At 49.3% G+C, this 26,942-nt stretch carries 23 protein-coding genes; 18 read left to right on the top strand and 5 right to left on the bottom strand.

The annotated features are described in order from the left end of the window. Positions 1–16 precede the first annotated feature (16 nt). The 5 genes from ACO0LC_RS13690 (at position 17) to crcB (ending at position 3,110) form a co-directional block, all read left to right on the top strand. Complete coding sequence (locus ACO0LC_RS13690) at positions 17–538, top strand: glycine zipper 2TM domain-containing protein (RefSeq protein ID WP_423003919.1); 522 nt, start codon at positions 17–19, stop codon at positions 536–538. A gap of 218 nt (positions 539–756) precedes the next feature. After that, positions 757–1,959, top strand: coding sequence for a gephyrin-like molybdotransferase Glp (glp, locus tag ACO0LC_RS13685; RefSeq protein WP_423003917.1), 1,203 nt, complete (start codon positions 757–759; stop codon positions 1,957–1,959). 42 nt (positions 1,960–2,001) lie between these two features. Next, on the top strand, positions 2,002–2,259 hold the full coding sequence (moaD, locus tag ACO0LC_RS13680) for a molybdopterin converting factor subunit 1 (RefSeq protein WP_423003915.1): 258 nt from the start codon (positions 2,002–2,004) through the stop codon (positions 2,257–2,259). 3 nt (positions 2,260–2,262) lie between these two features. Further along, positions 2,263–2,733, top strand: a complete 471-nt coding sequence (gene moaE, locus ACO0LC_RS13675) for a molybdopterin synthase catalytic subunit MoaE (protein ID WP_423003913.1) — start codon at positions 2,263–2,265, stop codon at positions 2,731–2,733. Further along, the gene (gene crcB, locus ACO0LC_RS13670; protein ID WP_423003911.1) at positions 2,730–3,110 is read left to right on the top strand and encodes a fluoride efflux transporter CrcB; all 381 of its coding nucleotides are present in this window, start codon (positions 2,730–2,732) and stop codon (positions 3,108–3,110) included. The genes moaE and crcB overlap by 4 nt, the downstream gene beginning before the upstream one ends. 19 nt (positions 3,111–3,129) lie before the next feature. On the opposite strand, the gene ACO0LC_RS13665 is transcribed toward crcB, so the two are convergent. Then, complete coding sequence (locus ACO0LC_RS13665; protein WP_423003909.1) at positions 3,130–4,152, bottom strand: phytanoyl-CoA dioxygenase family protein; 1,023 nt, start codon at positions 4,150–4,152, stop codon at positions 3,130–3,132. A 158-nt stretch (positions 4,153–4,310) separates the two neighbouring features. On the opposite strand from ACO0LC_RS13665, the gene pip reads away from it, so the two are divergent. Beyond that, positions 4,311–5,276 carry a prolyl aminopeptidase gene (gene pip / locus ACO0LC_RS13660; protein WP_423003907.1) on the top strand — a complete coding sequence of 322 codons (966 nt, stop codon included), beginning with the start codon at positions 4,311–4,313 and terminating at the stop codon, positions 5,274–5,276. A 303-nt stretch (positions 5,277–5,579) separates the two neighbouring features. On the opposite strand, the gene ACO0LC_RS13655 is transcribed toward pip, so the two are convergent. Both ACO0LC_RS13655 and ACO0LC_RS13650 read right to left on the bottom strand, forming a co-directional pair. Next, positions 5,580–8,702, bottom strand: coding sequence for a HEAT repeat domain-containing protein (locus ACO0LC_RS13655; RefSeq protein WP_423003905.1), 3,123 nt, complete (start codon positions 8,700–8,702; stop codon positions 5,580–5,582). 270 nt (positions 8,703–8,972) lie between these two features. Next, positions 8,973–9,515, bottom strand: a complete 543-nt coding sequence (locus tag ACO0LC_RS13650; RefSeq protein WP_423003903.1) for a hypothetical protein — start codon at positions 9,513–9,515, stop codon at positions 8,973–8,975. A 117-nt stretch (positions 9,516–9,632) separates the two neighbouring features. Here ACO0LC_RS13650 and clpB point away from each other — a divergent pair, with 117 nt between their 5' ends. After that, complete coding sequence (gene clpB / locus ACO0LC_RS13645) at positions 9,633–12,236, top strand: ATP-dependent chaperone ClpB (RefSeq protein WP_423003901.1); 2,604 nt, start codon at positions 9,633–9,635, stop codon at positions 12,234–12,236. Between the two features lie 133 nt (positions 12,237–12,369). Here the strand turns inward: clpB and ACO0LC_RS13640 are convergent, their stop codons facing one another. Continuing rightward, positions 12,370–13,155, bottom strand: a complete 786-nt coding sequence (locus ACO0LC_RS13640; protein ID WP_423003899.1) for an AraC family transcriptional regulator — start codon at positions 13,153–13,155, stop codon at positions 12,370–12,372. 136 nt (positions 13,156–13,291) lie between these two features. On the opposite strand from ACO0LC_RS13640, the gene ACO0LC_RS13635 reads away from it, so the two are divergent. The 3 genes from ACO0LC_RS13635 (at position 13,292) to ACO0LC_RS13625 (ending at position 16,124) form a co-directional block, all read left to right on the top strand. Then, on the top strand, positions 13,292–14,524 hold the full coding sequence (locus ACO0LC_RS13635; protein ID WP_423003897.1) for an MFS transporter: 1,233 nt from the start codon (positions 13,292–13,294) through the stop codon (positions 14,522–14,524). 44 nt (positions 14,525–14,568) lie between these two features. Continuing rightward, entirely contained in the window at positions 14,569–15,063 is a 495-nt protein-coding gene (rraA, locus tag ACO0LC_RS13630; protein ID WP_423003895.1) for a ribonuclease E activity regulator RraA, read from the top strand. 122 nt (positions 15,064–15,185) lie between these two features. After that, complete coding sequence (locus ACO0LC_RS13625; RefSeq protein ID WP_423003893.1) at positions 15,186–16,124, top strand: N-acetylmuramoyl-L-alanine amidase-like domain-containing protein; 939 nt, start codon at positions 15,186–15,188, stop codon at positions 16,122–16,124. Between the two features lies 1 nt (position 16,125). Here the strand turns inward: ACO0LC_RS13625 and ACO0LC_RS13620 are convergent, their stop codons facing one another. Further along, positions 16,126–16,869, bottom strand: a complete 744-nt coding sequence (locus ACO0LC_RS13620; protein WP_423003891.1) for a helix-turn-helix domain-containing protein — start codon at positions 16,867–16,869, stop codon at positions 16,126–16,128. Between the two features lie 128 nt (positions 16,870–16,997). Between ACO0LC_RS13620 and ACO0LC_RS13615 the strand changes: the two genes are divergently transcribed. The 8 genes from ACO0LC_RS13615 to ftsB all read left to right on the top strand — a co-directional run bounded on the left by ACO0LC_RS13615 (position 16,998) and on the right by ftsB (position 26,811). Beyond that, positions 16,998–17,798, top strand: a complete 801-nt coding sequence (locus tag ACO0LC_RS13615) for a hypothetical protein (RefSeq protein ID WP_423003889.1) — start codon at positions 16,998–17,000, stop codon at positions 17,796–17,798. A 48-nt stretch (positions 17,799–17,846) separates the two neighbouring features. Beyond that, positions 17,847–18,653, top strand: a complete 807-nt coding sequence (locus ACO0LC_RS13610; protein WP_423003887.1) for a TatD family hydrolase — start codon at positions 17,847–17,849, stop codon at positions 18,651–18,653. A 15-nt stretch (positions 18,654–18,668) separates the two neighbouring features. Further along, on the top strand, positions 18,669–21,098 hold the full coding sequence (locus tag ACO0LC_RS13605) for a DNA internalization-related competence protein ComEC/Rec2 (protein ID WP_423003885.1): 2,430 nt from the start codon (positions 18,669–18,671) through the stop codon (positions 21,096–21,098). A gap of 16 nt (positions 21,099–21,114) precedes the next feature. Then, on the top strand, positions 21,115–21,930 hold the full coding sequence (locus ACO0LC_RS13600; RefSeq protein ID WP_423003883.1) for an alpha/beta fold hydrolase: 816 nt from the start codon (positions 21,115–21,117) through the stop codon (positions 21,928–21,930). 30 nt (positions 21,931–21,960) lie between these two features. Continuing rightward, entirely contained in the window at positions 21,961–22,905 is a 945-nt protein-coding gene (locus ACO0LC_RS13595; RefSeq protein ID WP_423003881.1) for a lipid A deacylase LpxR family protein, read from the top strand. Positions 22,906–23,016: 111 nt separating this feature from the next. Continuing rightward, a complete protein-coding gene (locus ACO0LC_RS13590) occupies positions 23,017–24,660 on the top strand; it encodes a CTP synthase (RefSeq protein ID WP_423003879.1) in 1,644 nt (547 codons plus the stop codon). A 454-nt stretch (positions 24,661–25,114) separates the two neighbouring features. Further along, positions 25,115–26,398, top strand: a complete 1,284-nt coding sequence (eno, locus tag ACO0LC_RS13585) for a phosphopyruvate hydratase (RefSeq protein ID WP_186954594.1) — start codon at positions 25,115–25,117, stop codon at positions 26,396–26,398. Between the two features lie 86 nt (positions 26,399–26,484). Continuing rightward, positions 26,485–26,811: a cell division protein FtsB gene (ftsB, locus tag ACO0LC_RS13580; protein WP_423003876.1), complete on the top strand. Its 327-nt coding sequence runs from the start codon at positions 26,485–26,487 to the stop codon at positions 26,809–26,811. Positions 26,812–26,942: the final 131 nt, after the last annotated feature.

Raw genomic sequence — 26,942 nt, 5'->3', positions numbered from 1 at the left:
TTTTTCGGAGTTTTTCATGCGTAAGCTTACTATCCTGACTACAATTGCACTGCTTTCTGCATTGGCAGGATGTGCTACCCAGCGTTATCCAGCCCAAACGCAAAATCAATATCCTGCGCAATATCCCAATCAGTATCAGCCTCAATACCAGACTCAGTACCCACAGTCTCAGCCCTATGTGAATCAATATCAAAACAGTTACGTGGATACTGCTGTCATCGTAGGCATGCGTGAAGTAAGCGTAGGTGGCGGCTCTTCAGGTGGTGGCGCTGTGGTAGGGGCCTTGCTTGGTGGTGTACTCGGCCATCAGGTTGGCAAAGGCACGGGGCGTGATCTGGCTACTGTAGGTGGTGCCATTGCAGGCGGCGTCATTGGTAATGAAATGGAACGTGGTAACCAAAGAAATAAACTGGAGCTGACGATACGATTGAATAATGGTGACCAGCGCGCGCTCATAGTTGAACCGAACAATTACTACCGCGTCGGCGACAGGGTCAGGATCTCAGTCCAAAATGGCCAGCTTGGCATCGTACCCTGATGATGGAATTGAGTTTGACTATGCGGCCTTGATAGATATCTAAGATCATAGACAGGTTCTAAGTTTGCAGAAAAATCCACATGCATATTGCCTGTGGATTTTTTTTGCTTTTTATTACTGCCAGCTATACGACATAACATTGCTTGCTTATATTTTCTCACCCCGGACTCAGGCTACAATATTGCTTACTAAAATAAGCAGAAGCGGAATCCTCAACCATGTCCAAACCTATGCTGAGCAGCAAAGAAGCACTGGAATTTCTATTGTCAGCCGTGCGCCCCGTGGAGGGCATTGAAACGCTGGCGACGATAGCCGCTTGTGGCCGCATCCTGGCGCAAGATCAATCATCTCTGCTGCATGTGCCACCCGTCGATAATACCCAGATGGATGGTTATGCGGTGCGTGCCAGTGATTGTGTCAGTGCAGAGACGCGCTTGCGTGTCTCGCAACGTATCCCGGCTGGCTGTGTTGCCCAGGCTCTGGAGCCAGGGACGGCGGCACGAATATTCACGGGTGCGATGATACCTGAGGGTGCAGATGTTGTTGTCATGCAGGAGCAGTGTCAGGCCGAGGGTGATTTTGTCATCATTAAACACCAACCAAAGGCTGGTGAATGGGTGCGGCGACAAGGAGAAGATATCCAGGCTGGTGCCATCATATTGACGGCTGGTACCCGCTTGCGTGCACAAGAGCTGGGATTGGCTGCCTCAGTTGGATTGGCGCAGCTACCCGTATTGCGCTTGCCCAGGGTTGCAGTTTTTTTTACTGGCGATGAACTGACCATGCCTGGCGAGCCTCTAAAACCAGGAGCGATTTATAACTCCAATCGTTTTACGCTGACAGGTTTGCTGCAGGAAATGGGATGCAAGATCACTGATTATGGCATCGTGCCAGACCAGCTGGATGCAACACGTGAGACTCTGCGCCGCGCCAGCCAGGAACATGATCTCATCATCACTTCTGGTGGAGTTTCTGTTGGTGAGGAAGACCATATACGTCCCGCAGTCGAAGCTGAGGGTAGTTTGAATATGTGGCAGATCGCCATGAAGCCGGGCAAGCCGCTGGCTTTTGGTGAAGTTGGCAAGGCATTCTTCATGGGTTTGCCGGGGAATCCAGTATCAAGCTTCGTGACTTTCTTGTTGTTCGTGCGCCCCTTTTTACTGCGCATGCAAGGGGTGGAAAAAGTCCAGCCTGCTGCCTATCATGTGCGGGCTGATTTTGATTGGCTCAAACCCGACCGGCGCAATGAGTTTCTGCGTGCGCGCATAAATGCTAATGGTGACCTGGATTTGTTCGCAAATCAAAGCTCCGGTGTGCTGACTTCTACAGTCTGGGGTGATGGCCTGATTGATCTTGCGCCAGGCCAAACTATACAAAGGGGAGATTTGGTACGATACATCCCTTTTAGCAGTTTTACCTGAGCATAGTTCGGCGATAACCTGAAAATTCAATTAGCTAGAATGATGAACATACAATTACGTTTTTTCGCCAGTGTCCGTGAGAAACTGGGCATGTCCGAGCAAAAAGTGAGTTTGCCGGAAGGTATAAGTACAGTCGGTGAAGTCAGAGCATTGCTGGTGGCACGTGGCGATGTTTGGGCGGAAGTATTAGCGCCAGGACGTGCATTGCGTATGGCTTATAACCAGCAAATGTGTGAACCTGATACCCAAATCAGTGAAGGTGCAGAAGTGGCTTTCTTTCCGCCTGTTACCGGAGGTTGATCAATGATTATCCGCGTGCAAACTGCTGATTTCGACCTGAATGCTGAACTGCTTCAGCTGCGTCAGGGCAATCCAGGGATAGGTGCTGTGGTCAGCTTTGTTGGTCTGGTGCGCGATATCAACGACGGCCAGGACATCAGTGCCATGGAGCTGGAACATTATCCTGGTATGACGGAAAAGGCACTGGAGCAGATCGTTGTGCAGGCACAAGCACGCTGGGATTTGATCGACACCCTCGTGATACATAGGGTAGGGCCCTTGTTGCCGCTGGATCAGATTGTATTGGTCGCAGTGGCGACACGGCATCGCGGCGATGCTTTTGCTGCCTGCGAATTCATTATGGACTATCTCAAAACTCAGGCTCCTTTCTGGAAGAAAGAACGAACGCCAGAAGGTGCGCGCTGGGTCGACGCGCGTGAAGCCGATGATCTTGCCTTGCAAAAGTGGAGTCCGCAAACAAAGGATATGGCATGAGCTGGTTAGGCGCGTTGGCGGTAGGGGTAGGGGCGGCATTTGGTGCCTGGCTGCGTTGGGCTTTGGGATTGTGGTTGAATGGCGTAATGCCATCGCTGCCAGTGGGGACTTTGATTGCCAATCTGGGTGGTGGCTATGTCATAGGATTTGCGGTCGCTTTTTTCTCTGCCAACCCGCATCTTTCTCCTGAGTGGAAGCTGCTGTTGATTACAGGCTTTCTGGGGGGCTTGACGACTTTTTCAACTTTTTCAGCAGAAGCCATGGGTTTGCTGCATCGTGGCGATTATGGCTGGGCCTTGCTGCATAGCGGCGCGCATTTACTGGGTTCCATTGTTTGTTGCTTTGCCGGTTTTGCCAGTTACAAAGCGATTGCCTGAAAAGGAAACGGCTTAGGATTCAGCGCCAGGTTTCTTGTATTTGTAATTGGCTGGGTAGCATATTAATGTATTGCACTATGCGTGGTTTCTTGCCTCGATTGGGTCGGCTGCCGTGGGGCAAGGCCTGATGCCAGATAACCAGGTCACCAGCCTTGCCGCCTATTGCTTGTGAACCCAGTGCATGCAAGTCTTGTTCCCTGGGGCAGGTATTTTCTGGTAATGCATCCAGCCAATTCTCCAGTTGCTGATGAAAACCTGGGACCAGTGTCAGAGCGCCTTGTTCTGGTGGTGTGTCGCTCAGGTAAAGCACGCCTTGAGTGGCAAAGGGCACTGGTTGTTGCAAGCTGACATCCCAGTGCAGATCCGGCCCTTGAAACACATGCCCGGGTTTTTCAGGAACGTTGAAGCTACAGCGATCCGTAGTCGCCCATAAATCTACCGTCCCCCATAGTTGCGCAAAGGCCTTGTGTATGCGTAGTGAACGGCGGTTTTTCTCAAATGCGGGCGACTGGAATAATTGCACCATGATGTTTGCATGCCCTTTGTGATACCAGGATGCCTCATCATCTTCGCTGGCACCCAAAGCATCCCAGATAGTCTGGGCCGCCAGTTCGCAATCCGCCGCAGGGATAGCATCATGCAAGATGATAAAGCCATGTTCGGCCCAATGCTGTAAGTCTTCTTTGCTGAAAACATTGGGCATGCTGGCGACCTGTTCAAACAAACTCAGGATATCAGGGGAAAGTGACGCACTATCGAACAAATTCTGCAAGCGGGCAATGACATTACTGGAAGGCATGCCTGCTGTATATATGATCCATGCCTCAAACCCGGCGAAATCTGGTCGATTTTGCGAAAGATACTGCGTTGTCTGTTCCAGACCCAGGCCCAATACATGCAGCAGCAGGCGATCCTGATGGAAATGCGGATCATGTCCTGTACTCAAGCCAGCAAGGCTGCCCATCTTACGCAGCCAATAACTATGGAGGCCTGGTACATCCAGCTGTTGATGTTTGCTTAAATTTGTACGGGTATCTGACATGGGCATGTTGAGGTTTTGTATGCAAAACAGCATCTTAGAAAATAAAAGTCTATACCGCAATATACAATCAGACATTGCAATATTGCCTATTGCTTCTCAAGGCACATGAGTATAATCGTTGTTACATACTTGAATTACACTATCTATTTCTTATCCACATGAGCGCAGATACTTCCCCTTTGTTTCCAGCCATAGAGCCACATCGTACTGGCATGCTGGCAGTCGATGATACCCATACCCTGTATTGGGAAGAGAGTGGCAATCCCGATGGCCAGCCGGTGATTTTCCTGCATGGCGGGCCTGGGGCGGGTACTGCGCCAAATCATCGCAGGTTCTTTGACCCTGCTCACTATCGCATTGTGCTGTTCGATCAACGTGGTGCGGGTAAATCCCTGCCCTTGGGTGAATACCGTAATAACACCACGGCCTTGCTGATCGAGGATATAGAAAAAATCCGTGTCATGCTGGGCATAGAGCAATGGCTGGTCTTCGGTGGTTCTTGGGGGTCGACCCTGGCGCTGGCCTATGGCGAAGCACATCCTGAGCGCTGCCTTGGTTTTGTCCTCAGGGGTATTTTCCTGTGCACCAAAGCCGAGGTTGAATGGTTTGTGAATGGCATGAAGTGGTTTTTCCCTGAAGTGCATCAGCGTTTTGCAGAAGGCGTGCCAGCAGAAGAACGCCATGATTTACTGCAGGCTTATGCCAAACGCTTGTTCAGCGACGACCCGGCAGTTTACACCGAGGCGGCACGTAACTGGAGCCGTTATGAAGGTTCCTGCATCTTCTTGCTGCCGCAGGCGGACACCATCGCTGACTTTGAGTCTGATGCGGTAGCCATAGGCTTGGGCAGGCTGGAAGCGCATTACATGATCAATGCAGCCTTCATGCGCGAAGATCAGTTGATTGAGGATATAGACCGCATCCGCCATTTGCCGGCCGTCATCGTGCAAGGCCGTTATGATGTGGTTTGCCCACCGACAACTGCCCACAGGCTGCATCAAGCCTGGCCAGAAGCAAGTTTGCACTTGATTGCGGATGCTGGCCATTCCGGTTCAGAACCAGGCATCGCTGCAGCATTGGTTGATGCGACTGAGCAGTTCAAAAAAAATGGAAAATTCAACTAAGCATTAATTTTCAATGCAAGAAATTTCGAATAGCACCTTCAAGTGATATAAGCGTCGCTCATACTGTTTGTCAGGCCCCATCAGGGCATTGATGGGGCTTTTTCCCACTTTACGATACCTAATTTCCTGAAGGCGCTTGAACACCGCAAATACTTGCTCAAAGCGCGCGTATCTTCAATTTGTTGCGCTTTTTCCAGCGTTCAAACTCGTCAATCTCCCCTGATTTGCAGATGCATTGACTGGTACAGTCTTTAATCTTTTCATTTCAAAAGCTGTTTGCTATCTATACTGCACTCGGTTTCATTACATCATTTCACATTGCTGCGCGATAGCGAGGTCATACTTGCTTAGCTCTACACAGCGCGACCAGCGTGTATAAATTCCCTCAGGTATTTTCCTTTTCTCTTCCAGATAAAACTCAGCCAATTTCGCCAGTTTATGATTCATGTCTTTGCTCGCCAGTTGAAAAGCTGCGCTGATCTCTTCATTGGGAATGTCAGATAGCGCACGCAATGCAATTTCCCGAATTAAGGGATCAGGATTGCGCATTAGTGGCAGAAGTTGCTTGCGAGCCTGGGGGAAATTTTCTACCAGCAAAGCTAAATCCTGTGCCGCCTTTTGCCTGGTTTCTGCATTCCAGGTTTCCAAAGTATCTGGCACTGACACATCGTGCATCAGCACTGCTAAAATTTTTTCATACTCCAGGCCAGCTATTCTTTTATTTTTTTCCAAGCCTGACTGTGTCAAAGTCTTGACGAGAACTATGCTTATATCTCTGCTATCACTGTGAGCTATTGCATCTATCGTCAATTTCTCAGCAATAAGACCAGACTTTTGCAAAGCTCTACCTATTCTGTTCATTTGGTTCAAACTCAAACCCGGTTTTAAATGATGAAGCAGGGATTTCGCGCCAATTAAACTTTGGGTATTACCTAGTGCAATGACAAGATATTCAAAATTTTGTGGAAATTTATTTCTCTTGATTGCATGAGCCAGTGTCTCAGCATACCTAGCCGGAATAGCTGGCAAGCTGCTCAGCGCAGTGGCAGCCAGATAAGCCTGAGACTCATCATTGCCATCAATAAGCCTCAGCAAATGTGGGATTAAACCTGGTGCGACTACGCCCCGCCTGGCGAGCCGTACCAGATTGTCTGCTGCTACTTGACGAAGCAAGGCAGAATCGTCCTTGAGAAGTCTGGACATCGCAGGCAGAGCCGAAGTGGAATAAGCGCCTAAACTGCCTAACAAATCACTGGCCATTTGGCGATTTTTGGGGTGTTTGTCGGTCAATAATGTAGTGAGTGTATCAATAGCAGTGGGCCGTTCGCCAGGAAAATAATGCCAAAAATCATCAATTTCTCTTACAAAACAAGAGGCATCAGGAAAAGGAGAAATTCGTCCGTCATCCGACTTCATTTGCAAGCATGAATGTGCACTAGCTTTGTTCGCATGCAGCTTATTCAACTTTTCTTCAGTGTCGCGCTTATACAAGAATTTTTTGTCTTTATTTTGAATGCCCCGGTTCAATGCAATAACGAGGTTTCCTGGCAAACCACTGCCATCATTCCACATGGCATCCCAGGTTTTCTTGTCTTTGAGCTTCTCTTGCAAGAGCTCAAGCATAGGCGAGGGCAGCAGCATCGCTGGAGGCCGTGATAGCAGTGCACCCAAAACACTAGCGACATACCAGCGCCCGCCGCTATCTTTACTTTTCATCATGTGCTTGAACAGTAATTCGATAACATAATTACTGCGTCCTCCCAAGTAAGCCAGTTTGGGGGAAGTATCACTACCGAGATTATGTCCAAGCCTTTCATCATCAAGATCAGCGATCAGTCGCGGCCAGGCGCTTGTTGCCTGTTCGCCCATATCGATAAGGGTATCTATCGCTCTGTCACGTGGAATGGCATCTGATCCTGCATACTTTGATATGGCTTTATTCTCTATCAAGTCCATTAAAACTGGGATGGATGATGCACCGCGTGTGGACAAGGCACTTAAAGCATCATACGAACCACGCAAACCCAGTTCGCGTAATTTTTCAAAAGATTCATTCCATGGAAAATTGGGGTCACGCAGTCGATAATCTTGCGGCTTTCCAAAGTCGCCTTTCGCTCTTCGTTTCTCATCATCGTTGACATTTTCGGCACCAATTTTTTCCAGCGCTGCGTATGCCCTCCAGCGCACTTCTACATCGCTATCGCTTAGCAGCATGGTCAGTGGTTTGAAAGCTATCGCAGCATCCTGCTTCAATTCAGTAAAGCGGCGGTGATCACCATACGGCCCCTTCAAACTTGCCAGTAATGCTGGTACCTGTTTTTCTATATAAGTCATTGCTGCCAGTTTTGCTTCGGGCGTGGCTATCTGTAGTAATGCCTTTGCAATTGCATCACTTTCTTGCACGGGTTTTGTCTTGCTTAACTCCTTGATTAAAAATGGTACCGCTACAGGGCCTATGTTCGCCATTACGCTATAAATTTTGAATGGCAGCAAGGCTGAAGCTGCCTTTTCTGAATGGGTGAAGCTAAGCAATTGCAACCAGGGAAATACTGGGTCTATTTCAAAACGTGAGTTCGATTTCAAATCAATCTGATTAAGCTCATTAATAAAACGTACGGCCAAAGCCGGGGGAAGAGGATCAAAACGCAACAGCGCACTGCGTTTATAACTATTGTGATAAGACCCGTTTCCGATATTGAATTTATCCAGCAATGTATGAAACTGTGCTGGTGTATCCACACCAATTTGGGCAATTGCCTCCCATGCCTGCTGGTCAAAATTATCAGCTTCACTGCTTTTTATTTCCGCGTCTTTGTCCGCCAATAAAGCAAGTAATTTAGGAATGGCGGGGCGTGCAACCTTGCCCAGATTGCCAAGGCAGTAGGCTGTATTGATCGCCAACTGGTCCTTCGCCTTAAGCATGGCAATCAATTCAGGGATGCTGTCACGGCCAACACCATCCTGGGCAAGATTTGGCAGAAAAAAACACAGATGCGATGCTGGTGTATTGTGTTTCACTCCTGCGAGCAGGATTTTTTTTAACTCGTACCCCGTCAATGAACGTATTACAGACGAGCTGAATTTCGTATCTTTTTCCCTTTGTGTATAGCGATCAATAACAATATTCTCTATACCATCCAAAGCGAATTTTTGAATCCGTTGGTCAGGATGATCGAGTAAGCTGATCCAGATGGGCATCGCTTCTACCCCCCTTTTTTGCAGGACAGGGCCTGAGCAGCGCCAAGCTTCATCCAATGCAACTTCCTCGATTACTGCGGCCTTTAGACTTGCCAGGGAAAATGAAGCACGTCCAGAAAATTTACAGGGCGGAAGCGGTGGTGGGAGGGTCGCAAAAGCGCAGAAGGGGAAGTAAAAAGCGCCAAGTACGACGCTGTGCAATGCCAGTTTTTTTAGATTCAGATGCATGTTCGCCAGATAGTATCCAACTTGAGTGTAGATGGGGCAGCAAATTCATAGAAAAGATGCTCACGGAGTGAATAGCAGTCACTGCATTTAGTCGCAGTCACTGCATTTTTGCATCATTTTAATATGCTTTTTACATCAGGCGATGAATCAAAACGAGGTATGTCATCGTGCATTCTTTGGATTTTAGATTGTCAATAAAGCAAATATCTGCATCATTATAAATCCATCGAATTTTATCTGCATTTAAAGAAACTTTGTCACTGGCCAGGCTTAGTTCAGCAGATGTACTGCTGGTGTCTCCGGCGCATTGCCCAGCATTTCCAGCGTAAAACCCCAGTCTGCCTTTTCTACGGCATCCTGGAATAACTTGCAAAAGCCATGCAGCAAGCGTTTGCCCATGGCAATTTCAAAATTCTTGCCGCCAGCGACCGTGAATTCCATCCTGAATGGCAGTTTCGCATGGACGTGGAATTGTATGTTTTCTGGCAACATAGCGATCTTGCCCAGTGGCCAGCCCTCGACATCATCCTCAAGTGGGGCATTAAAATGACCACTATCCTTCATTTCGGCCACTGAGGCTTCATGTTCCATTTGCACCAGCTCTGAGCTGGCGTGGGCGGCGCTGGGTTTGCTCATCTTGATTTGCTTGCCCATTGCTTCCAGCAAGCCTGGCCAAAACTTCATGGTTGTGCGGCGGGTAAACAAGAGGTCTATCTCTTGTCTCGCTGCCTTATCTTTCTCTGCAAATGATAATTTCAGCAGTAATCTATCCTGTTCAGGAAGATAAGTAATTTGTATCTGATGTAAATCCATGTGGTCTTTGATATAAAACAAACATCGTGAAATGCACTGCGAGTTTAGCTCTGCCTATTCTTGAAATTGGCTGGCCTGCCCCAAATTGTATGCTAACTAATTCTTCAGGAGAGAGTCATGCGGCTCGACAAATTAACTACCAAGCTACAAGAAGCGCTCGCCGATGCGCAAAGTCAGGCAGTCGGCAATGATAACCAATACATAGAACCTGTGCACGTCTTGTTGGCATTAATCAACCAGGACGATGGCAGCAGCCGTTCTCTCTTGCAAAGAGCTGGCGTCAATGTGACAGCCCTGAGCAATGCCTTGAAAGCAGCTTTGGAAAGATTGCCAAAGGTTAGTGGCACAGATGGTCAGGTCCAGGCTGGGCGCGAACTGGTTGGCTTGCTGAATCTGGCTGACAAGGAATCGCAAAAGCGCGGTGACCAGTTCCTTGCCAGTGAAATGATCTTGCTGGCTCTGACAGACGACAAGTCTGAAGCAGGCAAGCTGGCACGCGAAAATGGTTTGACCCGCAAAGCGCTGGAGGCAGCCATTGCCGCCGTGCGTGGCAGCAATAATGTCGATAGCCAGGATGCTGAAGGGCAACGTGAAGCCTTGAAGAAATATACGCTGGACCTGACAGAACGTGCCCGTCTGGGCAAGCTTGATCCTGTCATAGGTCGTGACGATGAAATTCGCCGTGCTATCCAGGTCTTGCAGCGCCGCAGCAAGAATAATCCCGTGCTCATTGGTGAGCCTGGCGTTGGTAAAACCGCCATCGTCGAAGGCTTGGCACAGCGTATTGTCAATGGCGAAGTCCCGGACAGCTTGAAATCCAAGCGCGTCTTGTCGCTGGATATGGCCGCCTTGCTGGCAGGTGCCAAATACCGCGGTGAGTTTGAAGAGCGCCTGAAAGCCGTACTCAAGGAAATCGCCATGGATGAAGGCCAGACCATCGTCTTTATCGATGAGCTACACACCATGGTAGGTGCAGGTAAGGCGGAAGGCGCAATGGATGCGGGCAATATGCTCAAACCTGCACTGGCACGCGGCGAGCTGCACTGCGTAGGCGCCACCACGCTGGATGAGTATCGCAAATACATAGAAAAAGATGCGGCGCTGGAACGCCGTTTCCAGAAAATCATCGTTGATGAACCTAGTGTAGAGGCAACCATAGCGATCCTGCGTGGCTTGCAAGAAAAATACGAAGTCCATCATGGTGTCGATATTACTGATCCTGCCATCGTTGCTGCGGCAGAGTTGTCACACCGCTACATCACCGACCGCTTCTTGCCAGACAAAGCCATCGACTTGATTGACGAGGCTGCAGCCAAGATCAAGATAGAGATAGATTCCAAGCCTGAGGTCATGGATAAACTGGATCGTCGCCTGATACAACTGAAGATAGAAAAAGAAGCGGTAAAACGCGAGAAAGACGACGGCTCCAGGAAGCGCATGGTCTTGATCGAGGAAGAGATAGGTAAGCTGTCTCTGGAATATGCCGATCTGGAAGAAGTCTGGAAAGCAGAAAAAGCCCTGGTACAAGGCAGCACCCATATCAAGGAAGAGATAGAAAAAATCCGCCTGCAAATGGATGAAGCCAAACGCCGTGGCGACTGGCAAACCATGTCTGAATTGCAGTATGGTCAATTGCCTGAGCTGGAAGCACAACTCAAGCATGCGGATATCCAGGCGGATAAAAACCAGCAAGATGGCAGCAAGATGAAGCTCTTGCGTACCCAGGTAGGTGCTGAAGAAATTGCAGAGATAGTCTCACGTGCAACCGGCATACCCGTGTCACGTATGATGCAGGGTGAGCGTGAGAAATTATTGCATATGGAAGATGCCTTGCATCAGCGTGTCGTCGGCCAGCATGAAGCGATCACTGCCGTGTCAGACGCTATTCGCCGTTCGCGCTCTGGCCTGGGTGACCCTGGTCGTCCATATGGTTCTTTCCTGTTCCTCGGACCTACCGGTGTCGGTAAAACCGAGCTGTGCAAGGCCCTGGCAAATTTCATGTTTGATACTGAGGAATCTTTAATCCGTATCGACATGAGTGAGTTCATGGAAAAACATTCCGTGGCACGCCTGATAGGTGCGCCACCGGGCTATGTGGGCTATGAAGAGGGCGGTTATTTGACCGAGGCAGTCAGACGTAAACCATATAGCGTGATTTTGCTGGACGAAGTCGAAAAAGCGCATCATGATGTCTTTAATGTGTTGCTGCAGGTGCTCGATGATGGCCGCATGACAGATGGACAAGGTCGCACGGTGGATTTCAAGAATACCGTGATCGTCATGACGTCCAATCTTGGCTCACATCAGATACAGGCGATGGAAGGTAGTGATCCAGAAGTCATCAAGATGGCAGTCATGGGTGAAGTCAAAACCCATTTCCGCCCTGAATTTATCAATCGCATAGATGAAATCGTGGTCTTCCATGCGCTGGACGCAAAAAACATAGGGGCTATTGCCAAGATACAGCTCAAGACTCTGGAGCAGCGTTTGCGCCAGATGGACATGGGTTTGCGGGTCAGCGAAGATGCTCTGCAAAAAATTGCAGAGGCCGGTTTTGATCCTGTGTATGGTGCAAGACCTTTGAAACGCGCTATCCAGCAAGAGATAGAAAATGTCTTGTCCAAACTGATATTGCAAGGCAAATTCGGACCTAAGGACATTATCGCGATTGATGCCAAAGACCATGAACTGGTGTTTGGCAAAGCCGGGGAACTGGCTTGAAAATAGATTGAACTTGAGGGTAGATTACCGGTCTATACTTTGGTAGGAACGCAAGTTGGGGCAGCATGCAAATGCTGCCCTTTTTTTATTCAGGTTTTATGCAAAATCGCCTTGGCTGCATAGCAAGTCCAGACTACCTTTGCTTAAAAAAACTTGAAGGCGATTCACCAAAAGTTTTCTTGAACATGGCTGAAAAGGCGGACTGACTGGCATATCCCAGTTCAGATGCGACTTGCGATAAAGGCATGCCGCTGGTAATCAAGGGAGATGCCTTTGATAAACGCATTTGCTGACGCCATGCAGTAAATGACATATCCAGTTCCTGTTCAAACAGGCGTGACAGGGTACGTGAGGATGCGCCTACCTGCAATGCATAGTCTTCCATCGTCAGGACTGAGGCGGGATCTGCCAGTAAAATTCCACACAGGTTTTTGAGCCGTTTATCCCTGGGCATGGGCAAGCGTATGGGCAGTGCTTTTGCTGCCTGCAATTCATCCATGATGACAGCCGCGATATGAAATTCACGTGAGCTTGCGACTTCTATCACTTCCATGCAGGCGATCAGTTCCCTGAGCAAGGGCGAAACTTCCAGTACCAGGCAATCCGTACCGCGAAAAGGTGCAAAATCGGCATGAATATTCAGCAGCCGCAATTGTGAAGGTTCTATGATGCGCACTTCATGGGCCACATTCGGCGGTATCCAGATTGCCCTTAATGGCGGCACGAACCAGGTGTTATTGTTTGCCAGTATCTGCATCATGCCCTGAGGTGTATAGGTGAACTGACCCCAGGTATGGCTGTGCATGCTAATGACTTCTTCTGTTGGCAAATTCCTGGCAGCCAGCCGTACTGGTCGATCGGGTGTGGGGCGCTTGTCTGGTGCCTGGGGACGGGTATCGGTGAGGATGTCGATTGCCATGGTAAATCCTAGTTTGGCGGAAATACGATAAAGTTTGTCCATCTATCTTAAATCAGACTGCGCGAATTTGCATACACTGCTTACTTGATAGCTTGCTCTAAGCTGCAAGTGTGTTTGGAAACAGGAGAAGACTTTAATGACGACAGTAGCGACAAACCAGGCAGTGCCGGAGAATATGAAAAAGGATGTGATGGTGATCAGTCTGGTAGGGCTGGCACATGGCATTTCCCATTTTTTCCATATGATACTGGCACCATTGTTCCCCTGGATTAAAGATGCCTTCAGCCTGTCCTTTGCCGAGCTGGGTTTGCTGATGACGGTATTCTTTGTGGTCTCTGGCATAGGCCAGGCTTTATCGGGTTTCATCGTCGATAAGGTCGGTGCTCGGGCAGTTTTGTTTTTTGGCATCACTTGTCTGGGCGTGGCTGCCTTGGTATTGTCGATGTCGCAAAATTACAGCATGCTCTTGATGGGTTCCATGCTGGCCGGAGTAGGGAATAGCGTATTTCATCCTTCGGATTACACCTTGCTTAACAAGAAAGTATCCAGCCAGCGTTTGGGGTATGCATTTTCTGTACATGGCATTACAGGTAATTTGGGGTGGGCAGCAGCTCCCGTGTTCCTGGTGACTATCGCTGGCTTGACGACTTGGCGTACCGCTTTGTTTTGCGCAGCTTTCCTGCCTTTCACCGTGTTGGCCATTCTGGTTTTTTACCGTGACTTATTGCATACCGAAGTAGTCCAGCATAAAAGCGCAGCACATGCCGCCAAAGCTGCCGAGGGTGCGATGGATTTCATGCGTATTCCTGCTGTGTGGATGTGTTTCGGTTTTTTCTTCATGATTGCCTTGGCACTGGGTGGCATACAAAGTTTTTCATCGGCCAGCTTACGTCAGATGTATGACATGTCATTGGGCTCAGCCACCACGGCCTATACCTTGTATATGCTGGCTTCTGCTGGTGGCATGTTGTGGGGCGGTTTTTTGGCAGCCAGGACGACGAATCATGACAGGACGATTACTCTGGCATTCAGCTTTGCCGGGATTTTCTCATTGATACTGGCTAGTGGAGTGGTAAATGCAGGCATCGCTATTCTGCTGATGGGTGCAATCGGTTTTGGTTCAGGTGTCGCCGGTCCTTCGCGTGATTTGATGATACGTGCTGCAGCACCCAAAAATGCCACGGGCCGCGTGTACGGCATCGTCTATTCTGGCCTGGATTCTGGTCTGGCGGTGGCTCCGCTGATTTTTGGGGCTATCATGGATGCTCATCATCCTTCCTGGGTATTTATCTGCGTGGGCTTCTTCCAGGTGCTGGCCATCTTGACGGCTGTCAATGTTGGCAGCAGGACCAGGGCATTGGCGGCTTAAGCATAGCTGGTTAAAATAGGGCTCCACATTAACGAGGACAAATCATGAGCTTTGCTACCTGTGATATCTGTGATGCCAATGAAGACAAGATTGCCACCCATGAGCTGGCAGTTATCCCGCCTATCTTCATGCGCTATGGCAATGTCAGCAAATTCAGCGGTCAGGCTGTAACGCTGAAAGTCTTTGAAGACAATGTCCTCGTCAGGGCAACACTGGAAACTCCAGGCAATGGTCAGGTGCTGGTCATAGACGGTGGCGGTAGCTTCCGTTGCGCGCTGGTGGGCGGCAATCTGGCGGCACTGGCTGAAAAAAATGGCTGGGCAGGTATTGTTGTCCACGGTTGTATTCGCGATGTGGATGAAATCAATGCCTGTAATATCGGCGTGCGAGCCATAGCACCCATGCCTTTGCGTTCGAACAAGCATGGTGGCGGTATGAAGGATGTGCGTATTAATATCGCCGGTGTGGCGATCAAGCCAGGCGACTGGATTTATGCTGACGCCGACGGCGTACTGGTTGCGAGGGAAGCGCTGGTCTAAGCTAGCTCAGCTAATATCTGGTGTACGCATGCAGCTCAGTGAGCTGAGTGCGTTTTGTTTTTCAAGGGGTAAATCCTGGCTTGTGATATAAGTCTGGCTTTAGCCTATTCATATATTTTTCCATGCTTCCTCGCGTCCTTGCCTTTGCCCTGGCTTCTGCTTTACTGATTGTTTTACCTGTTCAAGCGCAAGAGAAGCAGGCAAGCACTTCTGCCAGGCTCGCCAATGAGCCATTCCAAAACAAAAAAATCTTCCAGATGACGCCGCAAGAGGTGGACCAATATCTGGCATTTTTGCATGCCAATGTGCCTGATTTGCGCCAGCGTATCGCCATGATCGCCAGGAAAAACATAGGCCAGCCCTACAAGCTCAACCTGCTGGGAGAATTCCCTTTTGAGCTGCATGACAACCTGCCCATGTACAGCCTGACCCATAGCGATTGCCTGGTATTTGTTGAGCATACTTATGCTATGGCACTCAGCAGTTCGTGGGAAGAATTCTTCTGGACCTTGCAGCGCATACGTTACAAGGATGGCCAAATCGGTGTGGTGACGCGCAACCATTACACGGAAGTGGACTGGAATCCCAATAACGCCTGGCTGCTCAAAGACATCAGCGCGGGATTTGGTGCCGACAAGGTGGCGAGCTTTGACATTGTCGTTGACAGGGCCAAGTTCCTGCGTGAGCAGCACCATAAAGTAAGCAATATCCCTGTGCAAATCAGCCGCGAAGCCTATGTCAAGGCAGACAAGGTAGATGCCGTACTGGATCAGTTACGTGATGGTGATTTCGTGAATGTGGTGTCTGACAAGGATGGATATCAATCCATCACCCATGTAGGACTGGTTGTGGTTGATGCCAATGGCAAGCGCAATTTCTTGAACTCTGGCGAACCTCAGGTCAAGGAAGAAGGCTTTGATACCTTCATCAGCCGTACCAATGAAAGAACCAGGAGCAGCAAGCAAGCCAAGCCACGCCGTTTGCTTGGTTTTAAATTCTTGCGTTTGCGTGATGACGTTGCCATCCCGAGTGCAGTTGGCCTGCCGAGACCGGGAAAGTAAATTAGGTTTTGCGTAGCGCAGTGAAACTGGCTGGCTCCCATTCGCGCATGGCCAGTAAAACTGCGGTGCCACGCCTTTTCCTAAGCGGGCTACTCAAACTCTCAGTATGCAGCTCAGACAGTTTTTGCCTGAGTTGGCGCATCTCAGCCTGAAATTTCTCAGCGGCACCATCCGTCAGCATGCCGTGAATGAAATGTTGTGATTCATATTCATGACTAAACGGTGCATCCAGAAAATCTGCCATACCAGTGTCGTGGAAATACTGGCGTATGGGACCATGAGGCAGCCAGTCAAAATCCCTGGCAATATTCAAGCGTATGCGATTATTTGGCATCAGGCTGATCAAGCATAGCTTATCCAGGCGCAGGAGTTTGCTCAGGCATTCCGTTTCACTGAGTTGGTAGACTTGCAGTATTTCTTCAAATTTCCAGTGATTCAGTGCGCAAACTGCCACCAGCAACAGTTTTGTGTCTGAGACCAATTCTTTTTCCTGTGCGGGGCTCAAGCTATGGATGCGGGTATTGCTGGTATTTGCCTCCTGCGTGATTTCCATGAGGCTAAAACCCAGGAACTGGCTGATTTGCGCCAGCCTTTCTATACTCATATTGGAACCGTTATCTGCGCTGAGCAGGCGCTTGATGGTGGCCTCGGACAAATTCAGGGCCACAGCCACGTCCCTGTAGGTTTTGCCTTGCAGCTTCAATTGCTGCTTGATGCTGTTCAATAATTGCCGGATTTCAGTCATGGTTTTGCAGGGCGAGGTTGCGAGATTTGATACTTCGATGATTGTATGTCGCTACTTTAGCAGTATTGGTTACATTATTTGCTGCCTTTCGCCACAATTGCCCATCTGTTAAAACATAGGTGAGGAAAATGAAAACTGGATTGCGTACGCTGCCTTTGCTGATTTCGGCATTGGCAGCCCTGGCATTATTACTGCATGGACCAATAGCCCAGCTCGCGCATTATCATGATTTTGCTGACCAGTCAGACTGGGCAGGCATACCTCATGCCATTGATGTGCTGACCAATCTTGGTTTTGCCATCGTCGCCATGATTGGTGGCTGGTATTTGCTGGAAAAATATCGCCAAGGCGACACCGGTATTGCATTCCCCGCTTATTGCGTCTTTGCTCTGAGTATTGCCGCCACTACCGTGGGTTCCAGTTATTACCATCTGGCACCTGATGATGCGCGCCTGTTTTGGGATAGATTACCCATCGCCTTCGCCTGCTGCAGCTTGCTGGCAGCGGTGAGGGCAGACACTTTGCCGGATATGGATGCCAGAAAAACTTTCATGGAATTGGTGTTGCTATTGATGGCCGCCTTGATGTCGGTGATCTGGTGGCAGCGGACAGATGATTTGCGTCCCTATTTGCTGATACAGGGTTTAACCCTGGTATTGATCCCTTTATGGCAATGGATATGGAAAGCAGAGCGTGCAGACAGACTGGCATTTGGCACTGCCATGCTCTTGTACGTGGTCGCAAAGATCACTGAAATGCTGGATGGGCAGATTTTGCAGCAACTCCATGTCATGAGCGGTCACAGTCTCAAACATTTGCTGGCAGCCCTGGCGGCGGGTTTGATTGTCTATCGCTGGCGTGCCCATAAAGAAGCGCGTGCAATGGCAACTGTTCAAAAAATTGTAGTCTGCAGACAAACTGCTTCATAATCAGGCTATTAATAAATTAGCCTGGGTTTGAAGCTTTATGTGGATAGTATGTGGATAGATAGTCACTGTCATCTGGATGCAAGTGAGTTTGGCGGCACTTCGCTGGCTGTGGTCGAAGCTGCAGTGCAAGCAGGCGTGTCGGCCATTGTCGTACCTGCCGTACACAAAAGCAATTTTGATACGGTCATCAAATTGGGTGAACAAAGGGCGGATTGTTTTTATGCCCTGGGCATACATCCCATGTATGTGCCGACTTCAAAAGAAGAAGACTTGTTACTTTTGCGCGAAAAAGTAAGCGAGTTGATGGCAGGCGCAGATACATACAAAAAGCTGGTAGCCATAGGCGAAATTGGCCTTGATTATTTTGTACCTGCACTGACCACTAGTCCTTTGAAGGAAAAACAGGAATATTTTTATGTCGAACAACTGAAGCTGGCCAGGGATTTTGACTTGCCGGTGCTGCTTCATGTAAGGCGTTCACAAGACATCATACTCAAACATTTGCGGCGCATCAAAGTCAGGGGAGGTATTGCCCACGCGTTTAACGGCAGTGTGCAGCAGGCACAGACCTTCATTGAGATGGGTTTTAAGCTGGGCTTTGGCGGTGCCATGACGTTCACGCGGGCCCTGCAGATACGCAGGCTGGCAACGGACTTGCCACTGTCCAGCATCGTGTTGGAAACTGATGCTCCAGATATCCCGCCAAGCTGGTTGCCAGATGGAGCCAATACACCAGCCCAGTTGCCAAAGATAGGGGCCGTGCTGGCAGAATTGCGCAATCTCAGTCTGAATGAAGTGGCGCAAGCAACCAGCGCCAATGTCATGCATATCATGCCACGCATGCAAAGGGGCTAGTCTGTGCGGGCGGTGATGTTGGGTTTGGTATTTGGTGTTGCCATCTTGCAGCAACAGGCAAGCTTATTCAGCTATCACTTGCTTTTGCTGATGACATTTTTCTCGCTGCTCGTCCTTATTTTGCTATGTACATTCAAACTTGGGCCCGGGTTAGGTTTGCCTGCACGCTTCACGCTTGCTGCCGTCCTGGGTTTTGTCTGGGCCAGTGGTTATGCCCATTTCTACTTGCGGGAAGAATTGCCGAAGAAATGGGAAAATCAGGATATTGTCTTAATCGGCACCATCGATAGCTTGCCTTTTCGTTTTGAGCAAGGGCAAAGATTCAATTTTGCGGTAGAGCAGGTGCGCGCAGATGGTGTCGGTGATTTGAGCAGCATTGCAGCTTGGCCATCAAAAGTCGCACTATCTTGGTACGGTGCAGATCGCGGTAGCGATATGCGGCAAGTAACTGCCGTGCAGCCAGGCGAACGCTGGCAATTGCGCGTGCGACTAAAACGGCCACATGGCAATGCCAATCCACTTGGCTTTGACTATGAGGCATGGTTGCTGGAACAGGATTTGCGTGCCACGGGTACGGTGCGCCTGGATAAGTATGAGCCAGACGCTGTACTGTACAACCGTAAGCTGGCTGATTTTGTCTGGAGTGTGGGCAATGTCATCGAGTCCAGTCGCGCCAAATTGCGTGACCGCATTCATGCTGCCCTGCCAAATCATCCTTATGCAGGCGTGCTGGTGGCGCTGGTAGTGGGTGACCAACGCGAAATCCCTCAAACTGACTGGACGGTATTCAACCGAGTGGGCATTGGCCATCTGATCAGTATTTCAGGTTTGCATATCACCATGGTTGCGGGAATGCTTGCTGGTCTGGTGTTTTATTGTTGGCGGCACTCCTTTTTTCTGGGGCTGGAGCTGCCTTTGCGCTTGCCCGCACAAAAGGCAGCGGCACTGGCTGGTGCGCTGATGGCACTGGTGTACGTTGCTCTGGCTGGCTTTGGGTTGCCAGCACAAAGAACCCTGATCATGTTGAGTGTGGTTGCCGTCGCCATCTGGACAGGGCGCATCAGCAGTTTTTCTGCCGTGTTGAGCCTGACGCTGGGTCTGGTTGTGCTGGCAGATCCTTGGGCAGTATTGTCGCCGGGGTTTTGGTTGTCTTTTGCGGCGGTTGCCATCATCGTATTTGCGACAGGTGGGCAAGGGCATATCAAGCCACCAGAACAGCGCAGTGCGCGCATGATGCTGGGTTTGCGCTCGGCATCCTTGACGCAATATGCCGTGACGATAGGCATGCTCCCGCTGACCATGTTTTTGTTTGGACAAATTTCTATCATTAGTCCTCTGGCAAATGCGATTGCCATACCCCTCATCAGTTTTGTGGTGACGCCTCTGGCTCTGGTCGGTAGCATCATGCCTGCTCCTTTGTCGGTATGGTTGCTGAAAATCGCGCACGTCTTTGTGGATATTTTGGCGCAATCCCTGAATTACTTTAGCGCTTTACCCTTCGCCGTCTGGACTGCGGCAATGCCCTCATTCTGGCTACTGGTATTGGCCACACTGGGCATTTTGTGGCTGCTGGCTCCTAAAGCCTGGCCGCTACGCGGCCTGGGTTTGATTTGCTGCTTGCCTCTGCTGTTGCAAACCAGTCAAAGGCCGGCAGATGATGAGTTGCAAGTGACTGCATTGGATGTGGGGCAGGGCATGGCCTTATTGCTGGAAACTGCACATCACAGGCTGCTTTATGATACTGGCCCGGGTTTGGGTGCTGATTCAGATAGCGGCAGCCGGGTGATTTTGCCCTACTTGCATGCGCGAGGCATCAATGAGCTTGATGTCATGATGATTTCCCATAATGATAATGACCATTCTGGCGGGGCTTTAAGCATACTCAAGCATGTGCCTGTGACGCTATCCAGCACATCCCTGAGTCTCGACAGTCCTATCGTCCAGGCTGCAAGTCAGCATAGGCGTTGTGTGGCTGGGCAGGCATGGGATTGGGACGGCGTCCATTTTGAAGTTCTGCAACCTGGGGCAGCCAGTTATGAAAGCACAAAATGGAAGCCCAATGCCCGTAGCTGCGTTTTGAGAGTATCCACAAAATTACATTCCATGTTGTTGGCGGGTGACATAGAGGCGATACAGGAAGATGAACTTATCCATAGCATACCGCTAAAACTCAAGGCTGATATATTGCTTGCACCTCACCACGGTAGTGGTACCTCGTCGACAGAGCCTTTCTTGAAAGTAGTGCATCCCGAGTTGGCAATTTTCCAGGTTGGTTACTTGAATCGTTATCACCACCCCAAGCCTGAGGTCTTCCAGCGCTATGCTGATTTTGGAATAAAACGTCTAAGAACAGATGAATCGGGTGCAATCAGCATACAATTTGGCGCATCATTGAAAACTTCACAATTCAGACAGGAAAATGCGCGTTATTGGTTTGACCGGTAATGCTATACCCTTAGCTATGAACCAGACTACCGTAAAGCCCATCATCCATTTTGTCCATGGCAATAGTTTTCCATCCGGGACATATCGTATGTTCCTCGATCATTTGCGCTCAGATTATGAAGTCCATGCTACTGATATGGTCGGCCATGATCCTGTATATCCAGTGACAGATGGTTGGCGTAATCTGGTGCAAGAGTTGATAGATACCTTGCAGAAAAATTATCAGCAGCCAGTGATCTTGCTGGGACATTCGCTGGGTGGGATTCTATCTTTGATGGCAGCCAGGGCCAGGCCAGATCTGGTGCGAGGTGTGGTGGTACTGGATTCTCCGGTGGTATCGGGCTGGCGGGCGATGTTATTGCGTATATTTAAATCTCTTGGTCTGGATAAGAAATTTTCTCCTGCACGCTTTTCAGAAAAGCGCCGTCATCTGTGGAAGAGTGAAGAAGAGGCTTATCAGCACTTTGCTTCCAAAGAGATGTTTGCCATCTGGCCACCAGAAGTCTTGCGTGACTATATGAAGGCCGGTCTTAAACCTCATGCGCAAGGCGTCACCCTGCGCTTTACCCGCGAAGTGGAAACCGCAATTTACCGCACGCTGCCACATGGCTTGGGGCGCTTGAATAAACGCCCGCCGAATGTGCCTGTTGGTTTTGTCGGTGGCACTGAATCCATAGAATGCCGCCAGGCGGGTCCAAAAGCGACAAAAAAATTAATGGGCGATAATTATGTACTTATTCCTGGCGGACATTTAATCCCTATGGAAGTGCCAGGCCATACAGCCACTGCCGTGCTGAGTATGCTGGAAAGCATGAAACTAAGCTCAATTTAAGCTCCATATAAACACTATCGCGATAAATACATGAATCAAATCAAGCCTGTATTGAAATTTTCCGCCGCACTGGCAGCAGTGTTTTTCACTGCCAGCGCGTTTGGACAAGAGGTCTTACCGTCATGGGATGAATTTGCCCAGGTGCGCCAGGCAGGCAAGATCACCTGGCTAGTGGATATCGATAACGACAGCCTCTTGCTCAAGAAAGAGGACGGTTTCTATACCGCTGGTAACAGGATAGGGCAAAGTTTTACCAAAACTAATGCCAAGCAGGCGCTGACCTATGGCTGGCGTCTGGGGCAGGAATTGTATACCGCATCGGACATTAAACTGACTCCAAACCAGATATCCAGGAATGACCACCCTTATGCAGGCTGGTTATATGCGGGACTGTATCGGGAAAAGAGCGAGGCTGATGGTCAAAGCCAGCGACTGGGGCTGGATATAGGATGCCTGGGGCCTTGCGCCGGTGGTGAATGGACGCAGACGCATTTGCACAGATTGCTGAAGCAACCCTTGCCACAAGGCTGGAGCACGCAATTGCGTAATGAATGGGGTGCAGTATTATCAGGTGAATATTCACCCGGGCGCGCCGTGGTTATGCCCTATATAGATATTGCACCTCGTATTAAAGGGCGTCTTGGTAATATTTTTACTGATGCAAGTGCAGAGTTGATGATACGTGCCGGTCGCCTGAATGCGCTACCAGAGCAAGCAGCCAGTTATGGTTTCTTGCGCACCGAACTCAAGGCTGTTGCCTACAATGCAAGCATGCAGGGCGGCTATTTTAATAATCAGGCGACTACAGTCAAGCCTAAAAGCATGGTTGGCGAGTTCGAAATTGGCTATTTGTGGCGTGGTGAAAACTATGGGGCATCGGCATCTTTCATTCGTCGCAGCAATGAAATCAGGGAATTGAGCAATGGACAGGGCGCACAAAATTTTGCAAGATTGCAATTTATTTATGCAATGTAAACCAGCTGAATCCTGAAATTTCACAGGATTTGCAAGCGGGAATTCGCACACATCAAGGCTTAGTGATGTATAATTCGAATTTCCCGCTTGTGCCGTTCGGCACCTTCTGCAATGACTAAGTTTGTATTCGTTACGGGGGGCGTAGTCTCCTCTTTAGGCAAAGGCATTGCTGCTGCCTCTCTCGCTGCGATCCTTGAATCGCGCGGTCTCAAAGTCACTATGCTCAAACTTGATCCCTACATCAATGTGGATCCAGGTACCATGAGCCCATTCCAGCATGGCGAAGTTTTCGTGACCGATGACGGCGCAGAAACTGATCTGGACCTGGGACACTATGAGCGTTTCATCACGGCCAAAATGAAAAAGGTGAATAATTTCACTACTGGCCAGATCTATGAGTCCGTTATCCGTAAAGAACGCCGTGGCGAATACCTGGGCAAGACTGTGCAAGTTATTCCGCACATTACCAATGAAATCCAGGAATTCATCCATCGTGGCGCAGCCGGTGCTGACGTTGCCCTGGTTGAAATCGGTGGTACTGTGGGTGATATCGAATCCCTGCCTTTCCTTGAAGCTGCCCGTCAACTGAGCCTGCGTGCTGGTCGCAATGCTGCTGCCTTCGTGCATCTGACCTTGGTGCCTTATGTTGCCGCTGCTGGTGAACTGAAAACCAAGCCGACTCAGCACAGCGTACAAAAACTGCGTGAAATCGGTATTTTTCCCGACGCTTTGCTGTGCCGTGCTGATCGTCCTATCCCGGATGATGAACGTGCCAAGATTTCCCTGTTCGCCAACGTGGCTGAAGAAGCAGTGATTTCTGTTTGGGATGCAGATACTATCTATAAGATTCCACAGATGTTGCACGACCAGGGTCTGGATAAAATCGTATGCGATAAACTGGGCTTGTCACCAAAACCAGCGAATCTGGCTATGTGGGACAAACTGATCTACGCACTGGAAAATCCGAAAGAAGAAGTCACTATCGGCATGGTCGGTAAATATGTAGACCTGACAGAATCGTATAAATCTTTGACAGAAGCCTTGCGTCACGCCGGTATCCACACTGAAAGTCGTGTGAATATTGAATACGTTGATTCTGAAGAAATCGAAATCCACGGTACCAAGTCGCTGGAAAAATACGATGCCATCCTGGTGCCAGGTGGTTTCGGCAAGCGCGGCGTAGAAGGCAAGATACTGGCAGCCCGCTATGCACGTGAAAACAAAATACCTTACCTCGGCATTTGCCTGGGTATGCAAGTTGCACTGATTGAATACGCCCGTAACAAGGCCGGTCTGGCCATGGCAAACTCGACAGAGTTTGATACCGAGACAGAACAGCCAGTGGTTGCCCTCATCAATGAATGGCAAAACCATGACGGTAAAGTTGAAACAAGGGATGAAAATTCTGACCTTGGCGGCACCATGCGTCTGGGTGCACAAACTTGTGCAGTTCGCTCCGGTACTTTGGCGTCCGAGATTTATGGCAATGTCGTGACTGAGCGCCATCGTCATCGCTATGAAGCCAATAATCATTATCTGGGTCGCGTTGAGGCAGCCGGTTTGATCGTCTCTGCCCGTACGCCGACAGAAGATTTGTGCGAAATCATGGAATTGTCGCGTGATGTCCATCCTTGGTATCTGGGTGTGCAGTACCACCCTGAGTTCAAGTCGACGCCACGTGATGGTCACCCTTTGTTTATCTCTTTCGCCAAGGCAGCGATAGCGCATAAAAAGGCGCAAGGTAACAAGGCATGAGATGTGGTGGATTTGATGCGGGCTTGAACCAGCCAGTTTGTTTGAGTGCTGGTTTGCTCGTCATTAATAAATCCTGATTAAAAAGGCGAGCCACGATAGTGGTTCGCCTTTTTTGCAAAATGATGTTGAGTTGCCTTAAAGAATTTTTGTTGTGGTGTCTGGATACAAGCATCTTGTTAGTAGACCTGGATACTATAAATCCTCTTTACTTGATTTGCCCTGTAGCGAAATTTGCTTTTTTGCTTATCAGTACAAAAAGCGATAAGAATAAAGTATTGTTCAGTTCGTCGAACCAGAGTAATGGGGTATTATCTGCTCCATTATTTTGCAGTAGAAAATTCATTGCAGCTTTATTTACCTGTGGCCATATCAGGCCAACGGATGTGTTGCAAATCAGATTCGTATTATTTTGTTAGATATTTTGTTCGATATTTTGATTGTTTAGGAGAATTGAATGAGTGCCATCGTTGATATTATCGGTCGTGAAATTCTGGATTCACGCGGTAACCCAACTGTTGAATGTGATGTCTTGCTGGAGTCCGGTGTCATGGGACGTGCTGCTGTGCCTTCTGGCGCATCCACTGGTTCCCGCGAAGCGATAGAGCTGCGTGATGGCGACAAGTCCCGCTATCTGGGTAAGGGTGTCTTGAAAGCCTGCGAGCATATCAATACCGAAATCGCTGAAGCCATCATGGGCCTGGATGCGAATGAGCAAGCCTTTCTTGACCGTACTCTTATCGACCTGGACGGTACTGAAAACAAGAGCCGCCTGGGTGCAAATGCCATGCTGGCTGTTTCCATGGCTGTCGCCAAGGCAGCTGCTGAAGAAGCTGGTTTGCCACTGTACCGTTATTTCGGCGGTTCGGGTGCGATGCAATTACCTGTGCCTATGATGAACGTCATCAACGGTGGTGCGCATGCAGACAATAACCTGGATATTCAAGAATTCATGATTATCCCGGTAGGTGCTCCATCTTTCCGCGAAGCAGTTCGCTACGGTGCAGAAGTCTTCCATGCACTGAAAAAGATTTTGCACGACAAAGGTTTGACGACAGCGGTTGGTGATGAAGGTGGTTTTGCACCTTCTGTAGATAATCACGAATCTGCCATCAAGCTGATTATCCAGGCGATAGAAGCTGCTGGCTACGAGCCAGGCACGCAAATCGCCCTGGGCCTGGATTGCGCGGCCAGCGAATTCTACAAAGACGGCAAATATCACCTCGAAGGTGAAGGCCTGACTTTGTCATCTGCTGACTTCACCAATCTGCTGGCAACCTGGGTGGATAAATATCCTATCATCTCCATCGAAGATGGTATGGCTGAAGGTGACTGGGATGGTTGGGCTATCCTGACTGAAAAACTGGGCAAGAAAGTTCAGATCGTTGGCGATGACTTGTTCGTCACCAATACCAAGATCCTGAAAGAAGGCATACAAAAAGGTATTGCCAACTCCATCCTGATCAAGATCAACCAAATCGGTACTCTGACTGAAACTTTTGCTGCCATCGAAATGGCAAAACGTGCTGGCTACACAGCCGTGATTTCCCATCGCTCTGGTGAGACAGAAGACAGCACTATTGCTGATATCGCGGTTGGTACGAATGCTCTGCAAATCAAGACCGGCTCCTTGTCCCGTTCTGATCGCATGGCAAAATACAATCAATTGCTGCGTATTGAAGAAGATTTGGGCGAAATTGCCAGCTATCCTGGTCGTGATGCCTTCTATAATCTGAAGTAATCTGGTATCGTGGTGGTCAAAAGGGGAACGATGTTCCCCTTTTTCTTGTTAGTTTCTTCTTTTAATATTCTTTGTTTCAATAAGCCGTGCGTTTGATTGCCCTTTCCTTTGTTGCCTTGCTGATGTTGATCCAATACCCGCTGTGGTTGGGTAAGGGGGGCTGGTTGCGTGTCTGGGAATTGGACCGGCAAGTCGCTCAGGTGAAGAATAATAATGAAAAACTCAAAGAGCGTAATGGCAAGCTTGAATCTGAAGTGCAGGATTTGAAGACCGGGACAGACGCCGTAGAAGAGCGCGCCCGCTTTGAATTGGGCATGATCAAGAAAAATGAAATCTTCGTACAAATTCTGGATGCCAATTCCCCTGCTTCGACATCGGCGGAGCGTGTGCTGCCCGCGCAAGTCAAGCCCTGATTTTTCTATGTCATTCAAATTCAGCACTATTTTTAATAGTCGCTAAAATCCCGAGTCGAGCTGGTGTGTGGTTTGGCTCTGCCAATTTGTGATGGATGCATGCAGACAAATATTTGTTTGGCCTTTGTTCT

The sequence above is a fragment of the Undibacterium sp. JH2W genome, from assembly GCF_049340425.1.
Taxonomy (GTDB): domain Bacteria; phylum Pseudomonadota; class Gammaproteobacteria; order Burkholderiales; family Burkholderiaceae_D; genus Undibacterium.
The sequence above is the reverse complement of the archived record's forward strand: the minus strand, read 5'-3'. Positions and strand labels throughout refer to the sequence as shown.